Source organism: Fibrobacter sp. UWB11, from assembly GCF_900143015.1.
In the GTDB taxonomy this organism is placed as follows: Bacteria; Fibrobacterota; Fibrobacteria; order Fibrobacterales; family Fibrobacteraceae; genus Fibrobacter.
In genome coordinates this window covers 1-18,649 of the sequence record NZ_FSRT01000002.1, presented here as the reverse complement: position 1 = coordinate 18,649, position 18,649 = coordinate 1, and the positions used below count along the sequence as shown (strand labels likewise).

At 47.8% G+C, this 18,649-nt stretch carries 13 protein-coding genes; 7 read left to right on the top strand and 6 right to left on the bottom strand.

Going from position 1 to position 18,649, the window contains the following annotated elements; translation table 11 throughout:
• Positions 1-61: 61 nt before the first annotated feature.
• Positions 62-1,531, top strand: coding sequence for a M16 family metallopeptidase (locus BUQ91_RS08765; RefSeq protein ID WP_074208978.1), 1,470 nt, complete (start codon positions 62-64; stop codon positions 1,529-1,531).
• A gap of 87 nt (positions 1,532-1,618) precedes the next feature.
• On the opposite strand, the gene BUQ91_RS08760 is transcribed toward BUQ91_RS08765, so the two are convergent.
• The 3 genes from BUQ91_RS08760 to pelA form a co-directional block, all read right to left on the bottom strand.
• Positions 1,619-2,530, bottom strand: a complete 912-nt coding sequence (locus BUQ91_RS08760; RefSeq protein WP_074208977.1) for a hypothetical protein — start codon at positions 2,528-2,530, stop codon at positions 1,619-1,621.
• A gap of 19 nt (positions 2,531-2,549) precedes the next feature.
• Complete coding sequence (locus tag BUQ91_RS08755) at positions 2,550-4,649, bottom strand: pectinesterase family protein (RefSeq protein ID WP_074208976.1); 2,100 nt, start codon at positions 4,647-4,649, stop codon at positions 2,550-2,552.
• 70 nt (positions 4,650-4,719) lie between these two features.
• Positions 4,720-6,447, bottom strand: a complete 1,728-nt coding sequence (pelA, locus tag BUQ91_RS08750) for a pectate lyase (protein ID WP_074208975.1) — start codon at positions 6,445-6,447, stop codon at positions 4,720-4,722.
• A 248-nt stretch (positions 6,448-6,695) separates the two neighbouring features.
• Here pelA and BUQ91_RS08745 point away from each other — a divergent pair, with 248 nt between their 5' ends.
• From BUQ91_RS08745 to BUQ91_RS08735, 3 genes are read left to right on the top strand one after another with little or no spacing between them, the layout of a single operon-like run.
• Positions 6,696-7,517 (top strand): TIGR02147 family protein, encoded by an 822-nt coding sequence (locus tag BUQ91_RS08745; protein WP_074208974.1) that lies wholly within the window; start codon positions 6,696-6,698, stop codon positions 7,515-7,517.
• 1 nt (position 7,518) lies between these two features.
• Entirely contained in the window at positions 7,519-9,126 is a 1,608-nt protein-coding gene (locus tag BUQ91_RS08740; RefSeq protein WP_072827984.1) for a hypothetical protein, read from the top strand.
• 57 nt (positions 9,127-9,183) lie between these two features.
• The gene (locus tag BUQ91_RS08735; RefSeq protein ID WP_074208973.1) at positions 9,184-11,412 is read left to right on the top strand and encodes an NADP-dependent isocitrate dehydrogenase; all 2,229 of its coding nucleotides are present in this window, start codon (positions 9,184-9,186) and stop codon (positions 11,410-11,412) included.
• 109 nt (positions 11,413-11,521) lie between these two features.
• On the opposite strand, the gene BUQ91_RS08730 is transcribed toward BUQ91_RS08735, so the two are convergent.
• A complete protein-coding gene (locus BUQ91_RS08730) occupies positions 11,522-13,300 on the bottom strand; it encodes an ATP-dependent nuclease (RefSeq protein ID WP_074208972.1) in 1,779 nt (592 codons plus the stop codon).
• Between the two features lie 378 nt (positions 13,301-13,678).
• Here BUQ91_RS08730 and BUQ91_RS08725 point away from each other — a divergent pair, with 378 nt between their 5' ends.
• A complete protein-coding gene (locus BUQ91_RS08725) occupies positions 13,679-14,656 on the top strand; it encodes a hypothetical protein (RefSeq protein ID WP_254842300.1) in 978 nt (325 codons plus the stop codon).
• Positions 14,656-15,408, top strand: a complete 753-nt coding sequence (truA, locus tag BUQ91_RS08720; protein WP_074208970.1) for a tRNA pseudouridine(38-40) synthase TruA — start codon at positions 14,656-14,658, stop codon at positions 15,406-15,408. The genes BUQ91_RS08725 and truA overlap by 1 nt, the downstream gene beginning before the upstream one ends.
• 97 nt (positions 15,409-15,505) lie before the next feature.
• Here the strand turns inward: truA and BUQ91_RS08715 are convergent, their stop codons facing one another.
• Both BUQ91_RS08715 and BUQ91_RS08710 read right to left on the bottom strand, forming a co-directional pair.
• The gene (locus BUQ91_RS08715; protein ID WP_072827989.1) at positions 15,506-16,234 is read right to left on the bottom strand and encodes a pyridoxine 5'-phosphate synthase; all 729 of its coding nucleotides are present in this window, start codon (positions 16,232-16,234) and stop codon (positions 15,506-15,508) included.
• Between the two features lie 8 nt (positions 16,235-16,242).
• The gene (locus tag BUQ91_RS08710) at positions 16,243-17,352 is read right to left on the bottom strand and encodes a divergent polysaccharide deacetylase family protein (protein ID WP_072827990.1); all 1,110 of its coding nucleotides are present in this window, start codon (positions 17,350-17,352) and stop codon (positions 16,243-16,245) included.
• 32 nt (positions 17,353-17,384) lie between these two features.
• On the opposite strand from BUQ91_RS08710, the gene miaA reads away from it, so the two are divergent.
• Positions 17,385-18,284: a tRNA (adenosine(37)-N6)-dimethylallyltransferase MiaA gene (gene miaA, locus BUQ91_RS08705; protein WP_074208969.1), complete on the top strand. Its 900-nt coding sequence runs from the start codon at positions 17,385-17,387 to the stop codon at positions 18,282-18,284.
• The last annotated feature ends 365 nt before the right edge of the window (positions 18,285-18,649 follow it).

Below are 18,649 nucleotides of genomic sequence, written 5' to 3'. Positions count from 1 at the left end.
TTTTATTGTCTTTCGCGTATGGAGAAAAAATCTCCATATTTTTTTTAGTAAATTATCTATCATGAAAAAACTTTTCGCTCGAATTGCTTTAAGTTGCGCTTTGGTTCCTGCGTTGCTTGCCGGAACGTCTAAAGCTGCTGTAAATTTGCCCGTACATAAGGAAATTCTGGATAACGGACTTACGGTGCTTTTATACCCCAACAAGCAGGCACCTACGGTGAGCTTCCGTTTGTTTTATGTGACCGGTTCTGTTCACGAAGTTCCGGGTAAATCGGGACTTGCCCACATTTTGGAACATGAATTGTTCAAGGGTACCAAAAAAGTCGGCATCTCGGATAGCATTGCCGATGCCAAATTCATGGCGACTCAAGATTCCTTGCAAGCTCTAATCCGTCCTGCAAAGCAGGCGGGTGACACAGCGCTTGTTAAAAAGCTTACGGCTGAACACGATTCCGTGGTGAATGAACACCGCAAGATTTTTGTGAAGGATGAACTTTGGGGCGCTTATCAGGCTGCAGGTGGCACAGGGCTTAATGCATTTACGAGTGACTTGCTGACGGCTTATACGGTCACGCTCCCCAAGAACAAGATGGAACTCTTCATGTGGCTCGAATCCGACCGCATGCAGAACGCCGTTTTGCGTGAGTTCTATTCGGAACGCTCTGTTGTGCGTGAAGAACGCCGCATGCGCTATGATGACCGTCCGACAGGCCGCTTTTACGAAACGCTCAATTCTATGATTTATGAGGCGTTCCCGTACCGCGTGCCGACCATTGGCTGGCCTAGCGATATTGAAAACTTGACGCGAGAACAGGCCGATGAACATTACCGCAAGTATTACAAACCGCGTAATGCTATTCTCGTGATGGCTGGTGATTTGGATACGCTTGAAGCGATGTCTCTTGTCAAGAAATATTTTGGACCGATTCCGACGGGCGATTCGTTCCCGGCACTTACGGTGCGCGATCCGGAACAGGCGGGCGAAAAGCGTTTGATCGTAAAGCGTAAGGACGCTCCGAATTTGTACACGCTCGTCTTCAAGACTCCGGCAGTTGGTGATAGCACGCTCTATGCGCTCGATATTGCTGAAGGCGTTTTAAACGGACGTTCTGGCCGCCTTTACAAGCGCCTTGTCGAAGAAGAAAAACTTGCTGTTGGCGTAAGCGCAAGCAATAGCCCGAACAAGTATGTTTCTGAGTTCTCGGTCCGCGTGAACCTCCGCCCCGATGCCAACCGCGAAAAGGTCGAGAAAATCGTGTGGGAAGAACTCGAAAAACTCAAGAAAGAACAAGTGAGTGAACGTGAGTTCCAGAAGGTAAAAAATCGCGCCTATGCAGGCCTTATCCGCAGTTTGACCGATATGGAAAATGTGGCAACCATGCTTGGTTGGTATGAAGTTTACGGCGATTATCGCTATTTCATCAATTGGGCAGATAATTTGGATAAGGTGAATGTCGCTGATGTCCAGAATGTTGCCAAGAAAACGTTTGTCCGTGAAAAGTCAACGGTCGGCTTCTTGGTGAAAGAATAAAAATTGTGCTAGTCCCGCCACCGAGCGGGCATCTTCATTATAAAAATGAGCGACGCATCCGCGCCGCTTTTTTTTTAGAAGTCTTAATTAAATGCCTTCGATTGCTTGAATCTGCTTCCCGAGTTCGTTTGCGAGTTGCGAATTTTCGTTGTAGATAGCGCTGATTCTTTGGCAGCTGAGCTCGAGCAAGTTGCGGGCTTCGATGGAATCGCTTTGTTTGCGCAGAATTCTCAAAGCCTTATCGATTCTTTCGATGTCGTTCTGATCGGGGTATCCCTTCATGAACGTGTAGAAAAGTTGAATTTGCGTGTTGTAGTCGTTGTCCGATTCGCAGGCAAGCAAAAACGGAATCACGCGCACGTTAAGGAGTTTTGAAAGGTCGCCCATGAAAGTGTTGAGCGTGAGGCCTTTCGGGAAAAGCTCTTCAGTGTCTTTCTGGATATCTTCTGTATTGACAAAGTCACCTTCTTCGAACTGCGAAAGCATTTCGTTGAGCATGTCCATTTCGCTTCGTTTCGCTTGTTCGCGGTACTTTGCTTGATAGTATATCGGGAGCGTCGTAAGGCAATAGTGTGCTTGGTTTGCACCAATGAATTCACCGATATAGTAAATGTCGGCTTCTTCTTTGAGAATGTCTTCTTCGCTGTTGAAGTTTCCGATGCGAGCTGGAATGGGGATGACTTCCATGTTCGAAAGTTCATGGAGGCGTTCGCGCATGGCGTCAACGTCTATGTTTTCAGGAAGTTCAACACCGTTTTCTTCCATGGTTTTGAGAAAATTGTTGAACTTTGCGTCGACGGCGCGGTTGACTTCTCTTCTGCTTGGCTTGTGTTCTGCCTGACGAAAATCGCCTTCCAATGTCAAAAGCCCGTTTTTGATCATGTCATTAAACGGAGTTTCGCTAGGTTCGGCGTCGGGGGAGGGCAAAATGCGTGCATAGGCAATCATTCTGCCGCACAACTGGTCGTCATTTCCTTTTTTCTGTTCAATTCCAAGCATGCTCTAAAATTAACAAATTCTAGCGGACTTGAACAATTTTTTGTTTGTATTTACCTTGGCTGGAGGTCCTTACAATGTAAATGCCCGGAGTAAGGCCAGCCATGTTTGCATTTCCTTTTGTTTGGCGGACCAAATTGCCCTTCGTGTCGTAGATTCGCGATTCCAAAACAGCACTGTCGGTGCGCTTAATCTTGGGGAGTGCCACAGGATTTTTCTCAACGTTCTTTTCGGTAAGCTTGATTTGGTCGAGGTTCGGGCCGTCATTGCCATCAACGATGGAGAACGTGATGTAGCTTGCGCCTTTGGGGAGCGTAATGGTTGATTCTTTTGTCTGGTATGTGGTCCACTTGTCGGTGGCTTCGAACGAAACGACTTCGGCGCCTTTGCATCCGTCAACGCCTGCGGTGCATGTGCCGGGGGCTGCGAAGGCGAGGCTGCGAGCTTTGCCGCTGCCGTTTGCGTATGTCATTTCCATTGTATATTCGCCTGGGTATTCTACATATACGGGAATTTGCACGGTCGATTTTCCCGTGCCGAAGTTGATGTAGCCTGTGCCAGCAAAGCCTGCGTTTGTGCTTTCGTTGATGGCGTTATCGATGATGCCGTCTTCGGCCTGGAAAGTGTCTGTGCCCTTGGCTTCAAAGATGGCTCCGAGTTCGATGTCCTTTGTCATCGTTGTTTTCCAAGTGCTTTCGCTGCCGGCATCGCTTGCGCTTTTGCCGGTCCATCCTGCAAATTTCCAGCCGCTGGCGGGTTTCGCTGTAAATGTGACGGAAGTGCCTTCTGCAATTTTTTCGCGATTCGGGGAGGCGATAACGGAGCCGCCAATAGAAGAGTTGATTGTTAAGTTGTAGTAGGTGACATTTGCTTCGAGGACGGTGATTTCGTTGGAGCTTGCACCGAGGCCGCCCATGGAATTTGCGGCGCGGACCGTAACTTTGGAACCTGCGGCGATGCCGCCGACGTCAATGGAATTTGTGGTGGTATTGCTGTGGTATTTGCCATTCACAAAGATTGCCCAGCAAATGGCGTTGTCGTCATCGTTCCAAACGATGTTGGCGCCTTCCTGAGAAATTTTAGGTGCTGAAACTTGCGCTGTGAGTTTGTTCGGTTCCCAGTTGTCGCTGCCGCCAAGTACATTCTTGAGCGTGTATTTCGCGGCATCGTTTGCATTCCACACGGTCTTGAGTGTTGTTGCTGTCGATGCGTCTTTGCCTCCGTTAAAATATGTTTTGCGTTGGCTTGTGTTGATAGCGCCACCGCTTCCGTTTTTGCTGTTGTATTCACCAAAAACTACGGGGGCGGAATTCATGTCGGGGCCCCAGCCTTCGGCTTTGGGCTCTGCGCGCATGATGGTGTTCAACCAGACCACTTTTGCGCGGCCCCAAGAACGCCCGAGATAGAATGTCTTGTTGAAACTAGAATTGCTGACTTCAATGATGGCGTTGTTAAAGACGTATCCCCAGGTGTCAGGGTTTTGCGATGCAGTGATGTAGCCGCCGTTACGCGTCATCACGAGTTTGGTGCCTTCAAAGAATACGTCACCGCCACCACAGATAAAGTCTACGGTTCCGTCAATTTCGCCACCTTCCCAATACGTGCGGCCTTTCTTGGTGTAGTACGTATCTTGACCGCTCAAGAGGCGTACGTTCTTGTAGATGAACTTGTCTCCTGCGTTTTGCTGCAAGGCCACCTGGCGGGCCGCATTTGAAGAACTGACGGAACTTCTGTTTTGCAGGGTGATGTCCTGCATGTACATGTTCTTGTTGCTGGGGAAGTACAGCGTTGCCGTTGTGCTGATGCCTTCGGTGTCGGTCGTGTTCCAGATAATCGTCTTGTCGACAGACTCCCCGATAATGGATATGTTCGAGCCGCTGAATGTCGTTTTGCCGTGTTCATCGCCGGTGACTTTGGTAATGTTGTATTCACCATTTGGCACGAATAAGATAAAACGGTTAGATTCGCTTGCGCCCGAAGAGGAGGCCTTTGCGATAGCCGCCTTAAAATCTCCATCGACGCCCAAGACAAAGTCAAACCCGTGCTTCGTAATGGCGAACGCACTTACCGCCATCGCAAGCGGCATACAAACTGCAAACCTGTAAACCCAACTATTCAACATAAGACCTCTTCTTTGCTTGTCACCCCGGACTTGTTCCGGATTGTCATTCCCGACTCCGAGCGGGAATCTCCTATTTCGTACTTTTCCCATTCACACGGAATGTATTGCCGCCACGCATAAAGTAAGCCCCTGCGCCATTGGCTTTGTTGCTAAAATCTACAAAGTAGCGGTTGCCTTGCTGCGTTTTGCGAATTGCACGCATTGCCTCAATTGATGAACGGGGAACTTCAACTTCACCCACTTTTAAATCATCGTTCATCCAGCCGATGTAATCGATGTTCGCCATACCGTCTTTCGAAAGGCTTGTGAACTTGAGTTCGCTATAGCCCATTGGCAATTCGATTTCGATTTTTTGTATTTTCCATTCGGTCCAACCACCGGTCGATTCCATGCTGCCGTCTGCAAGTAACGTCTTGTCTCCTGCAGAAACGCTGTAACCGCGTGCAGAACCGCCACCGTTTGCAAAGCTGATGAACAAAGTGTATTTGCCTTCCTTGAATGCGGTGACGCCGTAGGTCACATAGCTTCCTGTGGAGTTGTCAACGTTGGCGTAACCTTCGCCGACGAATCCCGTGTTGGTTGTTTCCTTGACGCCTTGAATGTCGATAAAGTCTACACCGTCAATGTACGTTTTGCATGTGTCGTTTCCGCACATAGCTGGTGCTGGCGGAGGTGGAACATAGTTGTCGTCCATCTTGGCGAGTGCTTCAAGGTATGCATTTTCGGTGCCTAGAATTGCAGAGCCGTAATCGCCTGCCCACTGGTAGCCCTTGCGGCGTTCTTCGCTGATTTTCATGAAGTCCTGCGTCTTGGTGCTAGCACCATCGCGGTCGCAGAAAAAGTAGTTGTCGTTGTTGACTTCGTAAAAGCGGAACCACAGCGATGAACCCGCCTTGTCCACAACGCCTGCGGTCTTGCTAAACGCCTTGTCTTTTAGTTTATTCTTTTTGTACCAAGCGATTGCGCCTTTGACCGCCTTCTGGATTGCTTCGTTTTGGTTTGGCCAGTTCATCAAAAACCACACAACGCCCATGGATTCGTTGCCAGATTTGCTCGGGAGTTCGTAGGCTCGTGCGCCAACTGGGGCAAAGCTGTTGGTGTCGTGCTGGGCGCACCATACCGTGAGTTTTCCGTCGTTCACGATTTGCGCCTTGAGCAAGTAATCGACCGCTTTGTCAAGAGCCGATTTCATCTTGCTGCGGGTGGCGTCGTCGATGATGTCGCTGTCGAATGGACTTGTCTTGTTGGCGATATCCATCATCGTGACCATGGCGCGGATCATGGCGTTGTCATTCAGCGTGATTTGGTCGGAATAGTTGCCGCGCTTGGGCCAAACTTGCGGTAGCCCGCCTTTGGAGCGCTGCATGGTCAAAAGAAAATTGACGGCTTTATTGAAACTTGTCTTAAATGCGGCTTTGTAACTGTTGTTCGTTGTCGCCTTGTAACGCACGGCAAGGAGGCGCATTTCCTGGATGGTGGCGTTGTTGTCTATAGTGCCGAGGTCGCCACCGCCTTTAGCTTGCCATTCGGATTTTTGACCGCCGCCATACGCGCTTTTATACTTGTCGGCCATGGCTTTGTAAAAACCGCCGTTTGCGATTTGCCATGTGGTCATGTTGTAGGTGTACTGGTCGATATCCATGTCGGATGCCGCCGAGGTCAGCTCCGAATAGCCTCGATAGCTGTTGATTTTCGAAACTGCTGTTGATGGGGGAGTATAGGTTGCCGCAAACGAAAAAGACGCGACAGACATTGCCGCTACAAAAAACTTGTAGTTACCAAACCCAAAATTCTTCATAAAAAGACCTATAGAAGAGTTTTTAAACCCACACCGCTTCTATAATTTACATTATAATAGGCCGATTTTTGTTATGAATTTCTTTTAAGTGTTGTCTTTGGACAATGGGGCTATTTATAATACGCTCTGTATAATATTTTTCTAAAAATTTTTATAAAATCTAAAAATTGATGAAATTTCTTTAAAAATCTTGATTTTGTATAATAAAATCTATTGCAGAGCTATGCCGCAAAAACTAATTTATAGGTATGAAACCAATCACTGAATATCAAGACTACCGAGAATACATGCGAGACTTCTACGAAGAACGCAAACGCAGTTCTTTGTTCTCATGGCGTGAATTCTCCAAATTGGCGGGGTTCTCTTCGCCAAACTACATCCAGTTGGTGTGCGAAGGCAAAAGCCGCTTGAGCAAAACGGGCGTCGGAAAAGTGGCCGATGCCATGGAGCTTGCCGGCGCTGACCGCGACTATTTCTTTGCGATGGAACGTTTTGGCGATGCCAAGAACGATGCGACGAAAATCCAGGCGTTTAATGAAATGCAGAAAATCGCAAAGGAAAACCGCTTACGAGTCGTCGATGCCGAGGCGTTCAAGTATTTCGAATCGTGGGTAAATCCGGTGCTGCGTGAACTTGCTCCGATTATGCCGGGCGCAAAACCGCTCGAACTCGCGCGTAACTGCTACCCAGTGGTGAGTGCCGCCGAAGTTCGCCATTCGCTCGACTTTATGTGCCATGCGGAATTCCTAAAGAAGGTCGGCGAAGATACCTATGTGCAGACCGAGAAGGTCGTGACGGGATCTTCCGAGGCGATTCCTTTGGCGCTGCGTTCCATGAACCGTCAAATGTCAAAATTTGCAACCGAGGCAATTGACGAAGTGCCGCCCGAAAAACGCCACATCGCAGGCGTGACGCTTGGTATTTCCGAAGCGACGTACCAGTGGCTTGTGCAAAAGCTTGAAACGCTCCGGCAGCAGGTGGTTGCCATGGCTGCAAAAGAAAAAGAATACGATAAAGTTTATCGATTGAACTTACAACTATTCCCACTTACAAAAGGGAAGGAGGAATGAGATGATGAGAGCTAATAAAATAATCGTGAGTGGACTTGCCGCTTTTTGGGTGTCTTGTGCGGAGGTATCGACGACTCCTGATGTTACAGGGGCGACAACGGAACCGAGCACATCGCCGATGGCTGAGCTGACTGAAGCGCAGAAAACCATTTTGGCGAACTCGCTATACACATTGGTGGATTCAACGAAAGTTGATTCTTTAAAAGCCATTTTTGGTTCTGATATAACAAAGATTGATCACCGTTATATTGAATATTTCAATACGCGTCCGTATAGCGTCAAGAACGATCAGGTTTTCAGTTATCCAAGTAAAGATGGGCGTAAGGTTTGTGATGTTGTGACATATAAGCAAGAAAATGGAAAAGATCAAAAAGGTGTTTTTCTCGCGATGTCATACGATGAACACAATCATAGATGTAAATGGGAAGGTTCCAAATTTGAAGAAAAAAGGTGCCTTGCAGATGATTATTTGGGTACTCACCGCAATGAAACGGTTGTTGATGCTAAAATTACTGATGTGGATGGCGTTCCTGTTGTTATAAAATCGATTGGCATGACTTCATTCAATCAGTTTTTTGGGTATGGCGTCTCTTGTGGTGAATACTTAAAAGAATTCAAGCAGTCTTGCAACGCATCAAACGGCCTTTTCATGGATTTTGGAGATGGCTGTAATATGAATCAATTGAGTTTAGCTTGTGCATCTTTTATTCCTGAAGGTAAAACGCCTGATGAAGTATTGAATTCTTATACCGAAGGGTATAAAATTCAGTGCCTTGAAGATTCAATAAAATACGCTCCTTACGATGATGAAAATTATGTCTATATTGATCCTTTCTCGGATAGTTTGTATAGAGATAGTGTGAATAGGGTTAGTAATTTAGTTTATGAATGGAGTAGGGCTCAAAAGCATTCCATGTATGCTTATAGATGGCAATTCTCGATAATTGATAGTACGGTAGGGTTAGATGATTGCGATAACTTTGTTTATCAAGAAAGAGAAGATGACGAACTCGCTCTCAAGCATGTTAATAGCTTAGGCTACGCTTATAACACATTGCCCGATACTAAAAATGCAGATGCATATCGCAAAGAGGGTGTTTATGTATTGCCAGATTCCTTGGTGGCTGAATTCTTCCCGAATCTGGCGACTTATCCGGCGGATGGATTAGAGGGACTCAAGTGGTATCCCCCGGAAATTTTCTACATCATCGTTCTGAAAGATGTTGGGGCAAAGGGACATTTTGTAACAAATTTTGATGCAAACGGAATTTACGTGACGGATATTGTGAAAAGTGGAAATTGCCCTGAAGATACGACTGTCCACTATTCGATGATTTTGTTGCTGGATTCTCCTGATTGGGATGTTATGAATCGCCCCATTGTTAAAACGACTTATGTGAGCGATAATTGGAATTGCGACAAGCCGGAAACTCTTGAAAAAATAGAACCTTATGGTGAATGGACAATTTCGTTTGATGGGTCCAGATATTATGAAGAATGGTTTGCTTTGTTTGAAACGGATAGATATGTAGAATTGTATGGTGGTAAAGAAAGATTTATAGAACATTTTGGTGAAGATAACTATTTAAAATTGGTAGGTAAAGACTAGCCCATTTCCAAGATATAGAACTTAACTTTCATGAGCTATTTTCTATCTTAGGGGCGTATGAATACTAAAATCTATTACACCCTTACGGACGAGTCGCCGTTCTTGGCGACTCAGTCTTTGCTTCCTATCGTATCTGCTTTCGCAAAGACTGCAGATATCGATGTCGAAACTAAGAACATCTCCTTGCCGGGCCGCATTCTTGCCGCTTTCGCGGACACGCTCCCGGCGGGTACGACGTTTGCAGGCAAGCCGGTGACGGATGACCTCGCATTCCTCGGCAAGCTCACGCTTGAACCGGATGCAAACATCATCAAGCTCCCGAACATTTCTGCCTCGGTGCCGCAGCTCAAGGCCGCTATCGCCGAACTCCAGAAGAACGGCTACGCTCTCCCGGACTATCCGGATGCTCCTGCCAACGACGAAGAAAAGGCTATCCGCGCCCGCTACGACAAGGTGAAGGGCTCTGCCGTGAACCCGGTGCTTCGCCAGGGCAACTCCGACCGCCGCGCTCCTAATGCTGTCAAGAACTATGCTCGCAACAATCCGCATAGCAACGGCGTGTGGAACGAATCCGTGAAGACTTATGTCGCCAGCATGCAGGCCGATGACTTCTACGGTAACGAAAAGTCCATCACGATGGCCGAAGCCGACTCCTTCAAGATTGAATTTGTCGATGAAGCTGGTGCTGTGACGGAACTCCGTGCCGCAAAGCCGCTTCTCAAGGGCGAAATCATCGATGCGACCGTCATGCGCATGGCTTCTCTCGAAAAGTTCATCGCCAATGCAATGGCGGAAGCCAAGGCCAAGGGCCTCCTCTTCTCCGTGCACCTCAAGGCCACGATGATGAAGGTCTCTGACCCGGTGCTGTTCGGTGCTTTTGTCCGCGTGTTCTTCAAGGATGTGTTCACGAAGTACGCTGACCTCTTCAAGGAACTCGGGATCGATGCCAACAACGGTCTCGGTGACTTGTTCAAGCGCCTCGAAGGCAATGCCAAGGAAGTCGAAGTCAAGGCTGCTATTGACGCCGCGCTCGCCGCAGGCCCGGACCTCGCCATGGTTGATTCTGCTAAGGGCGTTACGAATTTGCATGTGCCGAGCGACGTGATTATCGACGCTTCGATGCCGGCAATGATCCGCAATTCCGGCTGCATGTGGAACAAGGAAGGCAAGCTTCAAGAAGTTGTCGCCTGCATTCCGGACCGCTGCTACGCTGGAATCTACGACGAAACGATTGAATTCTGCAAGCAGAACGGCGCTTTCGACCCGAAGACGATGGGTACTGTGCCGAACGTGGGCCTCATGGCTCAGGGCGCCGAAGAATACGGCAGCCACGACAAGACGTTTGTTGCAAAGGGCAAGGGCGTTATTCGCGCTGTAAACAGCAAGGGCGAAGTGCTCTTGCAGCAGAATGTAGAAGTGGGCGACATTTTCCGCATGTGCCAGGCGAAGGACGCTCCGGTGCGCGACTGGGTGAAGCTCGCTGTGACGCGCGCCCGCCTCAGCAACACGCCCGCGATTTTCTGGCTGGACCCGGAACGCGCTCACGACCGCGAAATCCAGAAGAAGGTCGAAGCCTACTTGCCGGAACATGACCTCAAGGGTCTCGACATCAAGATTATGAGCCCGCGCAAGGCTATCGTCGAAACGATGAAGCGCGCCAAGGCTGGCCTCGATACTATCGGTGTGACGGGCAACGTGATGCGCGACTACCTCACGGACCTTTTCCCGATTCTCGAAGTCGGTACTTCTGCAAAGATGCTCTCCATCGTGCCGCTCATGGCTGGTGGTGGCCTTTACGAAACGGGTGCAGGTGGATCTGCTCCGAAGCAGGTGCAACAGTTCCTCGCCGAAAACTATCTCCGCTGGGATTCTCTCGGTGAATACTTCGCACTCGTGCCTGCATTCGAACAGGTCGCGCTGAAGGACGGCAACAAGAAGGCTAAGGTCTTGGCCGATACGCTTGATGCTGCCAACGGCAAGATTCTCGAATTCAACCGCACGCCGGCTCGTAAGATCGGTGAACTCGACAACCGTGGTTCCCACTTCTACCTCGCTCTCTACTGGGCTCAGGCTCTCGCCGCTCAGAAGGACGATGCAGAACTCGCCGGCAAGTTCGCTCCGATCGCCGCTGCTCTCTCCGCAAAGGAAACGGAAATTGTCGCTGCTCTTGCTGCCGAACAGGGTAAGCCTGCCGATATCGGTGGTTACTACATCCCGAAGGCAGAACTTCTCAAGAAGTGGATGCGCCCCGTCGAAGCGTTCAACGCGATTATCGACAACATCTAGAATGTCACCCCGGACTTTGTCATCCTGGAGCGTAGCGATAGGATCCAAGGCATTAAAAAAGGAGTGTCGCAGAAATGCGCACTCCTTTTTTTGCTTCGCTGTGAAATTCTTAGAATTGCCCGCGGCTCCCGTTGATAATCCATTGGCACAAGGCTTCAATGCCGTCGTAGTCGGGCAGCGTCTGGATAAAGTTCTTGGACTTGCTGCGTTCAATGAAGTTTCGCCACACCATCTCGTTTTTGCCATTCAGCCCAAGGTGCTCTTCGATTGCGCCGCGCGTCCAGACCCAAATGCCTTGCTCACAAAGCTTGTTATGAATATTGCGGATGGGGCGTTCAGCTTCGGGCATAGATGCCATCATTGCATACGCCGTAGAGGCACTGATATTGCTGTGCTTGTTGACAGGGAGGCCGTTCACCAAGCGCAAATGGTTGTGGCAGGCGAGCTCGCGGAACAAGTTGCGACATTCGGTAATGTCCGGGTCGTTAGCGCTCAAAAATCCGTCGCGGGTTGCCGTGGTAAACGCGTAGTCCAAATCGACTATGGCTCGCACGGGAATGTCCATCGCGCTCAAAACCTGCATACTCTTGCGTGTATTGCTCACGCCGCCTTGACGCACGAGCGCACATTTGATAAGTGCAAAAGATTGCCCGGTAATGCGTTCGAAAAGGGCGGGGAGTACTCGCCATTCCGTTTTTCCTTCGGTAAGCAGCACATAATCGGCAAATAAAAGTTCATTGCTGTTAGACAAACTAAACAGCATCTGCAACTGGCTCGGCGCATCCTTCACGACTTGACGAACGGCATCCTCCATTCGTTTGCGCATAAATGTACCGCGTTGCCTATTCTTGCGAATCAAGAGAGATGTGCTCACATCTTCGCTCGTGACCATCTGTGCGGAATGAGTTGCAAAGACAACCTGATAGCCTTCGTTCGAAAGGTTCTTGAGGGCAACGCGCACAAGTTCAACAGCTTGCGGGTGCAAGAACAGTTCCGGTGAATCAATCAGCATGAGCGTGCGGCTCAGATAATGATTGTTGTGATGCTTTTTGATTTCGGCGAGGTAACGGATAAGCGCCATTTGGATGGCTCGTTGCGAACCCGCACCCATGCGTGAAATGTCGCGTTCGAAACCGTCATCTTCATCGACAACCTTAATCGTTGCACTCTTGAGGAATGTCTCAAGAGTCGGTACAAGAATGTCGAGTTCTACTTTAACGCTCGGGAAAAGAGGACGGAGAGCCGTGTTGACTTCTCTATCGAAAGCCTGGATTTCATCAGCTCTTTTGTCGCTCCCTGGAGCGAGCAATTCTGTAAACTGCTCAATGACTTGACTCAGCTCGCCACCGAACTTGCGCTCGAGTGGCTTGAAAATCTCGTGCATGAGCTTTGTGTAGGCGTTGTTCCCCTCAAAATCCCAGATTGCGATGGATTCCGGGAATATACGGTTGAACGCTGCGATGAATTTGTCGTTGACACGGACCCAGTCCTTGCCTTTGCGCTTGCCGTTAGACGGGCTAAATGCCCAAAATTCAATATTGCCGGGGAGCTCGCCCGGGATGCGCTGGACTTTCTTGACGCGGAGTGTGGAGCCTGCAAGGAACGGCTCGAGTTCTGCCGCCTTTTCGTCTCCAAGGCGGTTTAAAATTTGTTCTGTAATTCCCTCGAAAATCCCTTCGGCTTCAACGGGGTGGTTCGGGTCGTCAAAATACGAGATATCCAGCGAAAAATTGGCTAGCAACCAGCGAATTCCCATCAAAATATTCGTTTTTCCGGCATTGTTATAGCCAATCAAAGCGGTAAAATCACTAAGCGGAAACGTCTCGCGCTGGATAGAGCGGAGATTCGAAATCGTAATACGGGACAATCTAAGTGCTTGCTGCTGCATAGCTTGAAACTATAAAAACTTTTCGCAAAAAGTCTCATTTTGAGCGAATAGAGGCGAAAAAGTGCGTATATAGACCGTATAAATTGGAATGATTGCGCACGAAATTACGGTAAAAACGAAAAAACACCAAAGCTGTTGGGGCTATGGTGTTTTTTTTGGGGTTAGGAGGAGAACAAAGAGTTCTTGAACATAAAGGTATCTAAAGTTTGTAACCTAAAGGTGTTTTTCACTAGATTCGTGTTGAAAAGTGTTGTGAACATCTCAATGAGGCGTTGCAATTTTTCTACAATTAATAATAGGTATGTTAAAAAGAGGTTTTGCTTAGTGTCAAACTTTCAAAATGAAAATGTTGCGGGAATAATTTCTAGATTTCCGGGCATGAAGAAATATGCTGCTCCAGTTGTTCTTTTTGTTTTGGCCTGCGCCTTAATTGTTTATCTCAAAGTTGATTTCTCGGGTTCGTCCACTTCGTTCGACGTTAACCGATACATGCAGACTCGTGCCAAAATTGATTCTTTGGAAATTGCATTGTGGAATGCACAGGGCAATGTCGATACTCAGGTAAAAATCCGCGATGAGCTTTCCAATGCCTGGGAAGATCTTTCGGCCATGCGTTCTAATACGGAAGGCGATGCTGAAGAATCAGAAGAAAACGTAGGCGGCTTTTCTAGTGGCGTTTTGCTTTGGATTATCGGAGGCTCACTTGCGGTCCTCCTTTGCGCCGTGATTCTCGTGCTTGTGCTTATCCATCGCAAAAAAGTGGTTGAAACTCGAATGATGGAAGCGCTTGCTAAAGCAAAAGAAACGGGTGAGATGCCTGCTGTTGACGATACCGAAACGATTACAACGACACGAGTTCATACCCCGAAAAAATCTATTATCGACGAAGCTCAGGAATTTGCAGCCAAGCGTCGTGAAACGATGGAAATGCAAACAAAGACGGGCGCTGATGTGGAATCTTCTAGTGTCGGTGCGACAAAGGCTGCTTTTGAAGATGAACATGGCGTTCCTGAAAATCGCATTTTGACATCGCCGTTTAACGGAAAGACTGTACTTCGTCCGACCGCAAGAGAACGTATTACTTCAGCCATGCAGTCGCTTTCTGACGTGCTGCATCATGACCGATCCAAGGTCTCGCATCCAAAGGAACAAACCCCACCGAGACCCGAAGTTGTAGCTACGGCTGTCGCTCATCCGCTTGAGATGAACCGCTTTGATCGAGAATCTTCGGTGAATAGCAAGATCTTGCAGATGTCTCGTAGAGGGTTCCCTGCTTCGGCAATTGCTTCGAAGTTGAAAATTCCTCAGGCTAAGGTCGAGGCTGTTATCAAGGAAGCTGTAGAAGCAGGTAACTAATGCGTTACCGCTTTCGTTGCGAATATCTAGGCAGTGCCTTTTACGGCTGGCAAGAACAGAATTGTGGCGGCAAGCTCCGCTTTGTAACTGTGCAATCAACGCTCGAAGAAGCGTTGTCGATTGCTTTGCGTACACCAATCCGCGTGACGGGGTCGGGCCGAACCGATACGGGCGTACATGCTCGTGGACAGTGCGTTCACTTTGATTTTGACGGTGAACTTGATCCAGTGAAGGTTGTTCGCTCTGTTAATGGTCTTACAAAACGCCTTATCCGTATCCGTGATTTGGAACCTTGTGCTGCAGACTTTAATGCGCGTTACGATGCCGTATTGCGCTATTACCAGTACACGATTTTTACTCGTCCGGTTGCGTTGATGCGTGACTTTGGCTGGGAATGTGGTTCTCTCAATCTCGATATCGATGCGATGGGGCGTGAAGCCGCCTCGTTCCTCGGAGAACACGATTTTATTGATTTTTGCATTCCGCGTAACGACGGAAAATCGACACTTTGTACGTTAAGTGAATTTCGCCTGGAACGATTGAACGACTGGAGCTGCATGTTCCACATTAAAGGGAATCGTTTTTTGCATCGCCAAGTTCGTGCCATGGTCGGCACACTCTTTGATGTTGGGCGAGGTCGCTATCCCGAAGGGACGGTCAATCAAATTTTCGCCAAGCAATTTAAAGGCGAGCGCACATGGGCGCCCCCGCAGGGGCTTGTGCTAGAGAACGTGGAATATAGGGACTATTGATTTTAGTTGTTGGTCATTGGCTCTTGGTCTTTAGTTTTAAAGTTTGGCGCCTTTGGCGCGATGATATGACTAATAACCAATGACTAGCTGCTAGTGACTAACTTCTAATTGCTTCAATCATTTCTTTTACAGCGCGTTCCATGCCGACGAGTGCGGCGCGGCTTACGATGCTGTGTCCGATGATGATTTCGTCAATGCCGTCAATCTGGGCGACTGCTTCTACGTTTCTGTAATTAAGTCCACGACCTGCAAGCACGTTCAAACCATACTTGTGCGCAAGAACAGTCATGTCCTGCAATGCAGAAACTTCACGGTCGACTTCTTCGCGGCTGCCAAGTTCGAATGCCGTTGCATATTTGCCTGTATTGAATTCAACAAAATTTGCACCGACCTTCTTGGCTGCCTTGACCTGTTCGGTTTCGGCATCGATAAACACGCTTACGAGAATATCGTTGTTGCGAAGCGTCATGATGTACTTTGCAAGTTCATCAATCTTTGCAGATACGTTAAGGCCGTCTTCAGTAGAAAGTTCGGTATGGACTTCCGGGACGAGGGTGACCATGTCCGGTTGGCGGTTGATGGCAAACTGCACCATTGCTTGTGTCGGTGCCATTTCAAGATTCAGCTTGGTCGTAACAGTTCCGCGGAGGAGTCTGATGTCTCGGTCCTGGATATGGCGCTTGTCTTCACGGAGATGGGCGGTGATGCCGTTGCAGCCGGCAAGTTCAGCGATCATGGCTGCTGCGACTGGGTCTGGTTCCTTGCCTTTACGGGCTTCACGGATTGTAGCAATGTGGTCCACGTTTACACCGAGTTTGATAGACATAGGCTCTCCTATTTAGAATTGAATAAAGTAGATAAGTCAACGAGGGTCGTGCCTTGCTTGGCAGCTTTTTTGGCAATGTCCTCAATTTTAGACAAATTTTGTTCTGTCAGCGGGAGAATCATTATAGATGTTCCGCTTTTGGGGGCTTCCCTGAGTTTCTGGTGGACATAGTCTTCGACAGAACTATTGTCCGGATTATACGGGAATGCAATTTTACAGATAATATCAAAGTCCTTGCATGTTTGCGGAACGACCGTACGTTCTTCCATGGATAAATCCAAAAACCACATGTTCTTCTTTTCGGTGGGCTTTAAGATAGCTTGCAAAAGTTGTTTATGCTTGACCGCCTGTTCTCCATAACGAGTTGCTATGCCTGCTGCATTCGGGAGAACGTCCTTTGCATCGTTGATGTTTTCTTCAATTTGTTCTTCGGTGTGGTGTATGCGGAGCGGACGGAGCTTGTTGTGGACTTTGTTCAACTTGGTTGATTCCATGGCTAGCCATAGAACAATTTCTTTGTTGTTTATTTTGTTTAGGTCTTTGTAGAAATCATCGTTTAAACCAAATGGAGGAACGAGTAAGTCGAACGGAAAATCTAGGTGGTTTAGCTTTTCGATAATCTCATGAGACAAGTTTGTTGTTTGAAACGCAATCGACATGAGCGATGCGTTTTTCATGAATATATTGTCCGAAACTTGAAGTGTCAGCTGAAGCGAATCGCCCTTGGGCGTTAAAATATCCACCTTTGCGGATTGGTATGAATTTGGGTTGTCGTTCAGTTCTTCCATCAAGAGTACGGTTCCTCCGCGCTTCTGGATAAACTTTTGCGCTTGCATAAGATAGACAACGATGGTCTTTCCGCGAGCAAGGGTCCAAATAGTACGCTTGGAACGTTTGGAATAAGTCGACGAAATAATCTTGAGCTCGTCTTGCAAGCCTTTTTCGAAGGGGATTGTGTCGTTTTCAACCGGAGCTGATTCGGGGGAGTGCATACCGGTAGTTTCCTCGATTTTTTCGAGAATATGATGCGCCTTATCTTGGTTGTTCAAAAAAAATGCCAAACCGGCAAAAATCCCCGACGCTAAAAAAAGTGCGACAATGTGTTTAAGCTTAATCATTACGCCTATAAATATAACTACATTGAGCGCGTATGCCTATTCTGTTTGCACTTGTTGGAGCTACTGGTGTTGGCAAGTCTCGCCTTTCACTGGAACTGGCGGAACGCTTTAACGCCGAAATCATCGGCGTAGATTCTCGTCAGATATACAAAGGTTTTGCCATTGGAACTGCGCAGCCCTCTACGGAAGACATGCTTCGGGTGAAACACCATCAGATTGATTTTCTTGATCCGCGCAAGGTTTATTCTGCGGGCGATTTTTGTGCAAATGCGAAAAAACTTTTGTCTGAAAATACCAACCAGAATTACATCTTGGTTGGGGGAACAGGCCTGTATCTTCAGTCTTTGATGCTAGGACTTCCGCAGATTCCCAAAATTGATGAGTCTATTCGAAAATCTTTCGAAGATGATGCAGTAAAGTTTGGAAGTAATAGTTTGTTTAAAAAAGCAAAAGAAGTGGATCCCGAGGCAATGGAAAAGGTCGAAGAGAATAATGTTCAGCGCATTATTCGTATTCTTGAAGTGTTCCAGCTGACAGGCCGCAAACTCTCGGAATGGCAAAAGGAACGTGAAGGGGGAATTGGTGTCTTGCCTGTGTTTTGGCTTAATCGAGCTCGTGAAAATCTTTATGCAAGAATTGATACGCGTGTGGATCAAATGATTGCAGATGGTTGGCTAGATGAAATTCATGAATTGGCAAAAACGGTTCCGCTAGAAGCTCCTGCATGGCAGAGCCTTGGTTATAAAGAACTTTTGTGTGCAAAAGACGGCAATCAAGTGCAATCAGTCCTTGAAGAAGTGAAGCGAAAAACGCGAAATTATGCGAAAAGGCAGTTGACATGGTTCCGTTGGCAGGTCAAATCGACGGAAGTAGACTTGGATACCTGTACAAATCCTCTGGAATACATCCATAATAGGGTGGTTGCCCCTTAAAAGGGCCGTTTTTAGGACTCTCCAAAAATTTTTTCACCAAAAATTGGGCTTGAAAAGGGCAAAGTGCCCTTTTTCTTTTTGAGGTCTCCTAAAAAAGTGGTGAATAGAATGTGAATATCATGATGTAGAAACGGGATAGAACCCGTTTTTAACGAAAAAAGTGAAAAAAAGTGAATTTTTTTGCCAATGACCCCTTGTTTTTATTCCTGAAAATTCTATAATTGGTCTCACCCTCGAAACGACGGTCAAAACGAAGAATCGAGAGTAAAACGAAAGCCCGCGAGACTTTCGGGAAGATTGAAGGAATCGGAGATGTGCTTAGTGACGGCCCAAGAAAATTTCTTGGAAGTCAAATTAATCAAGAG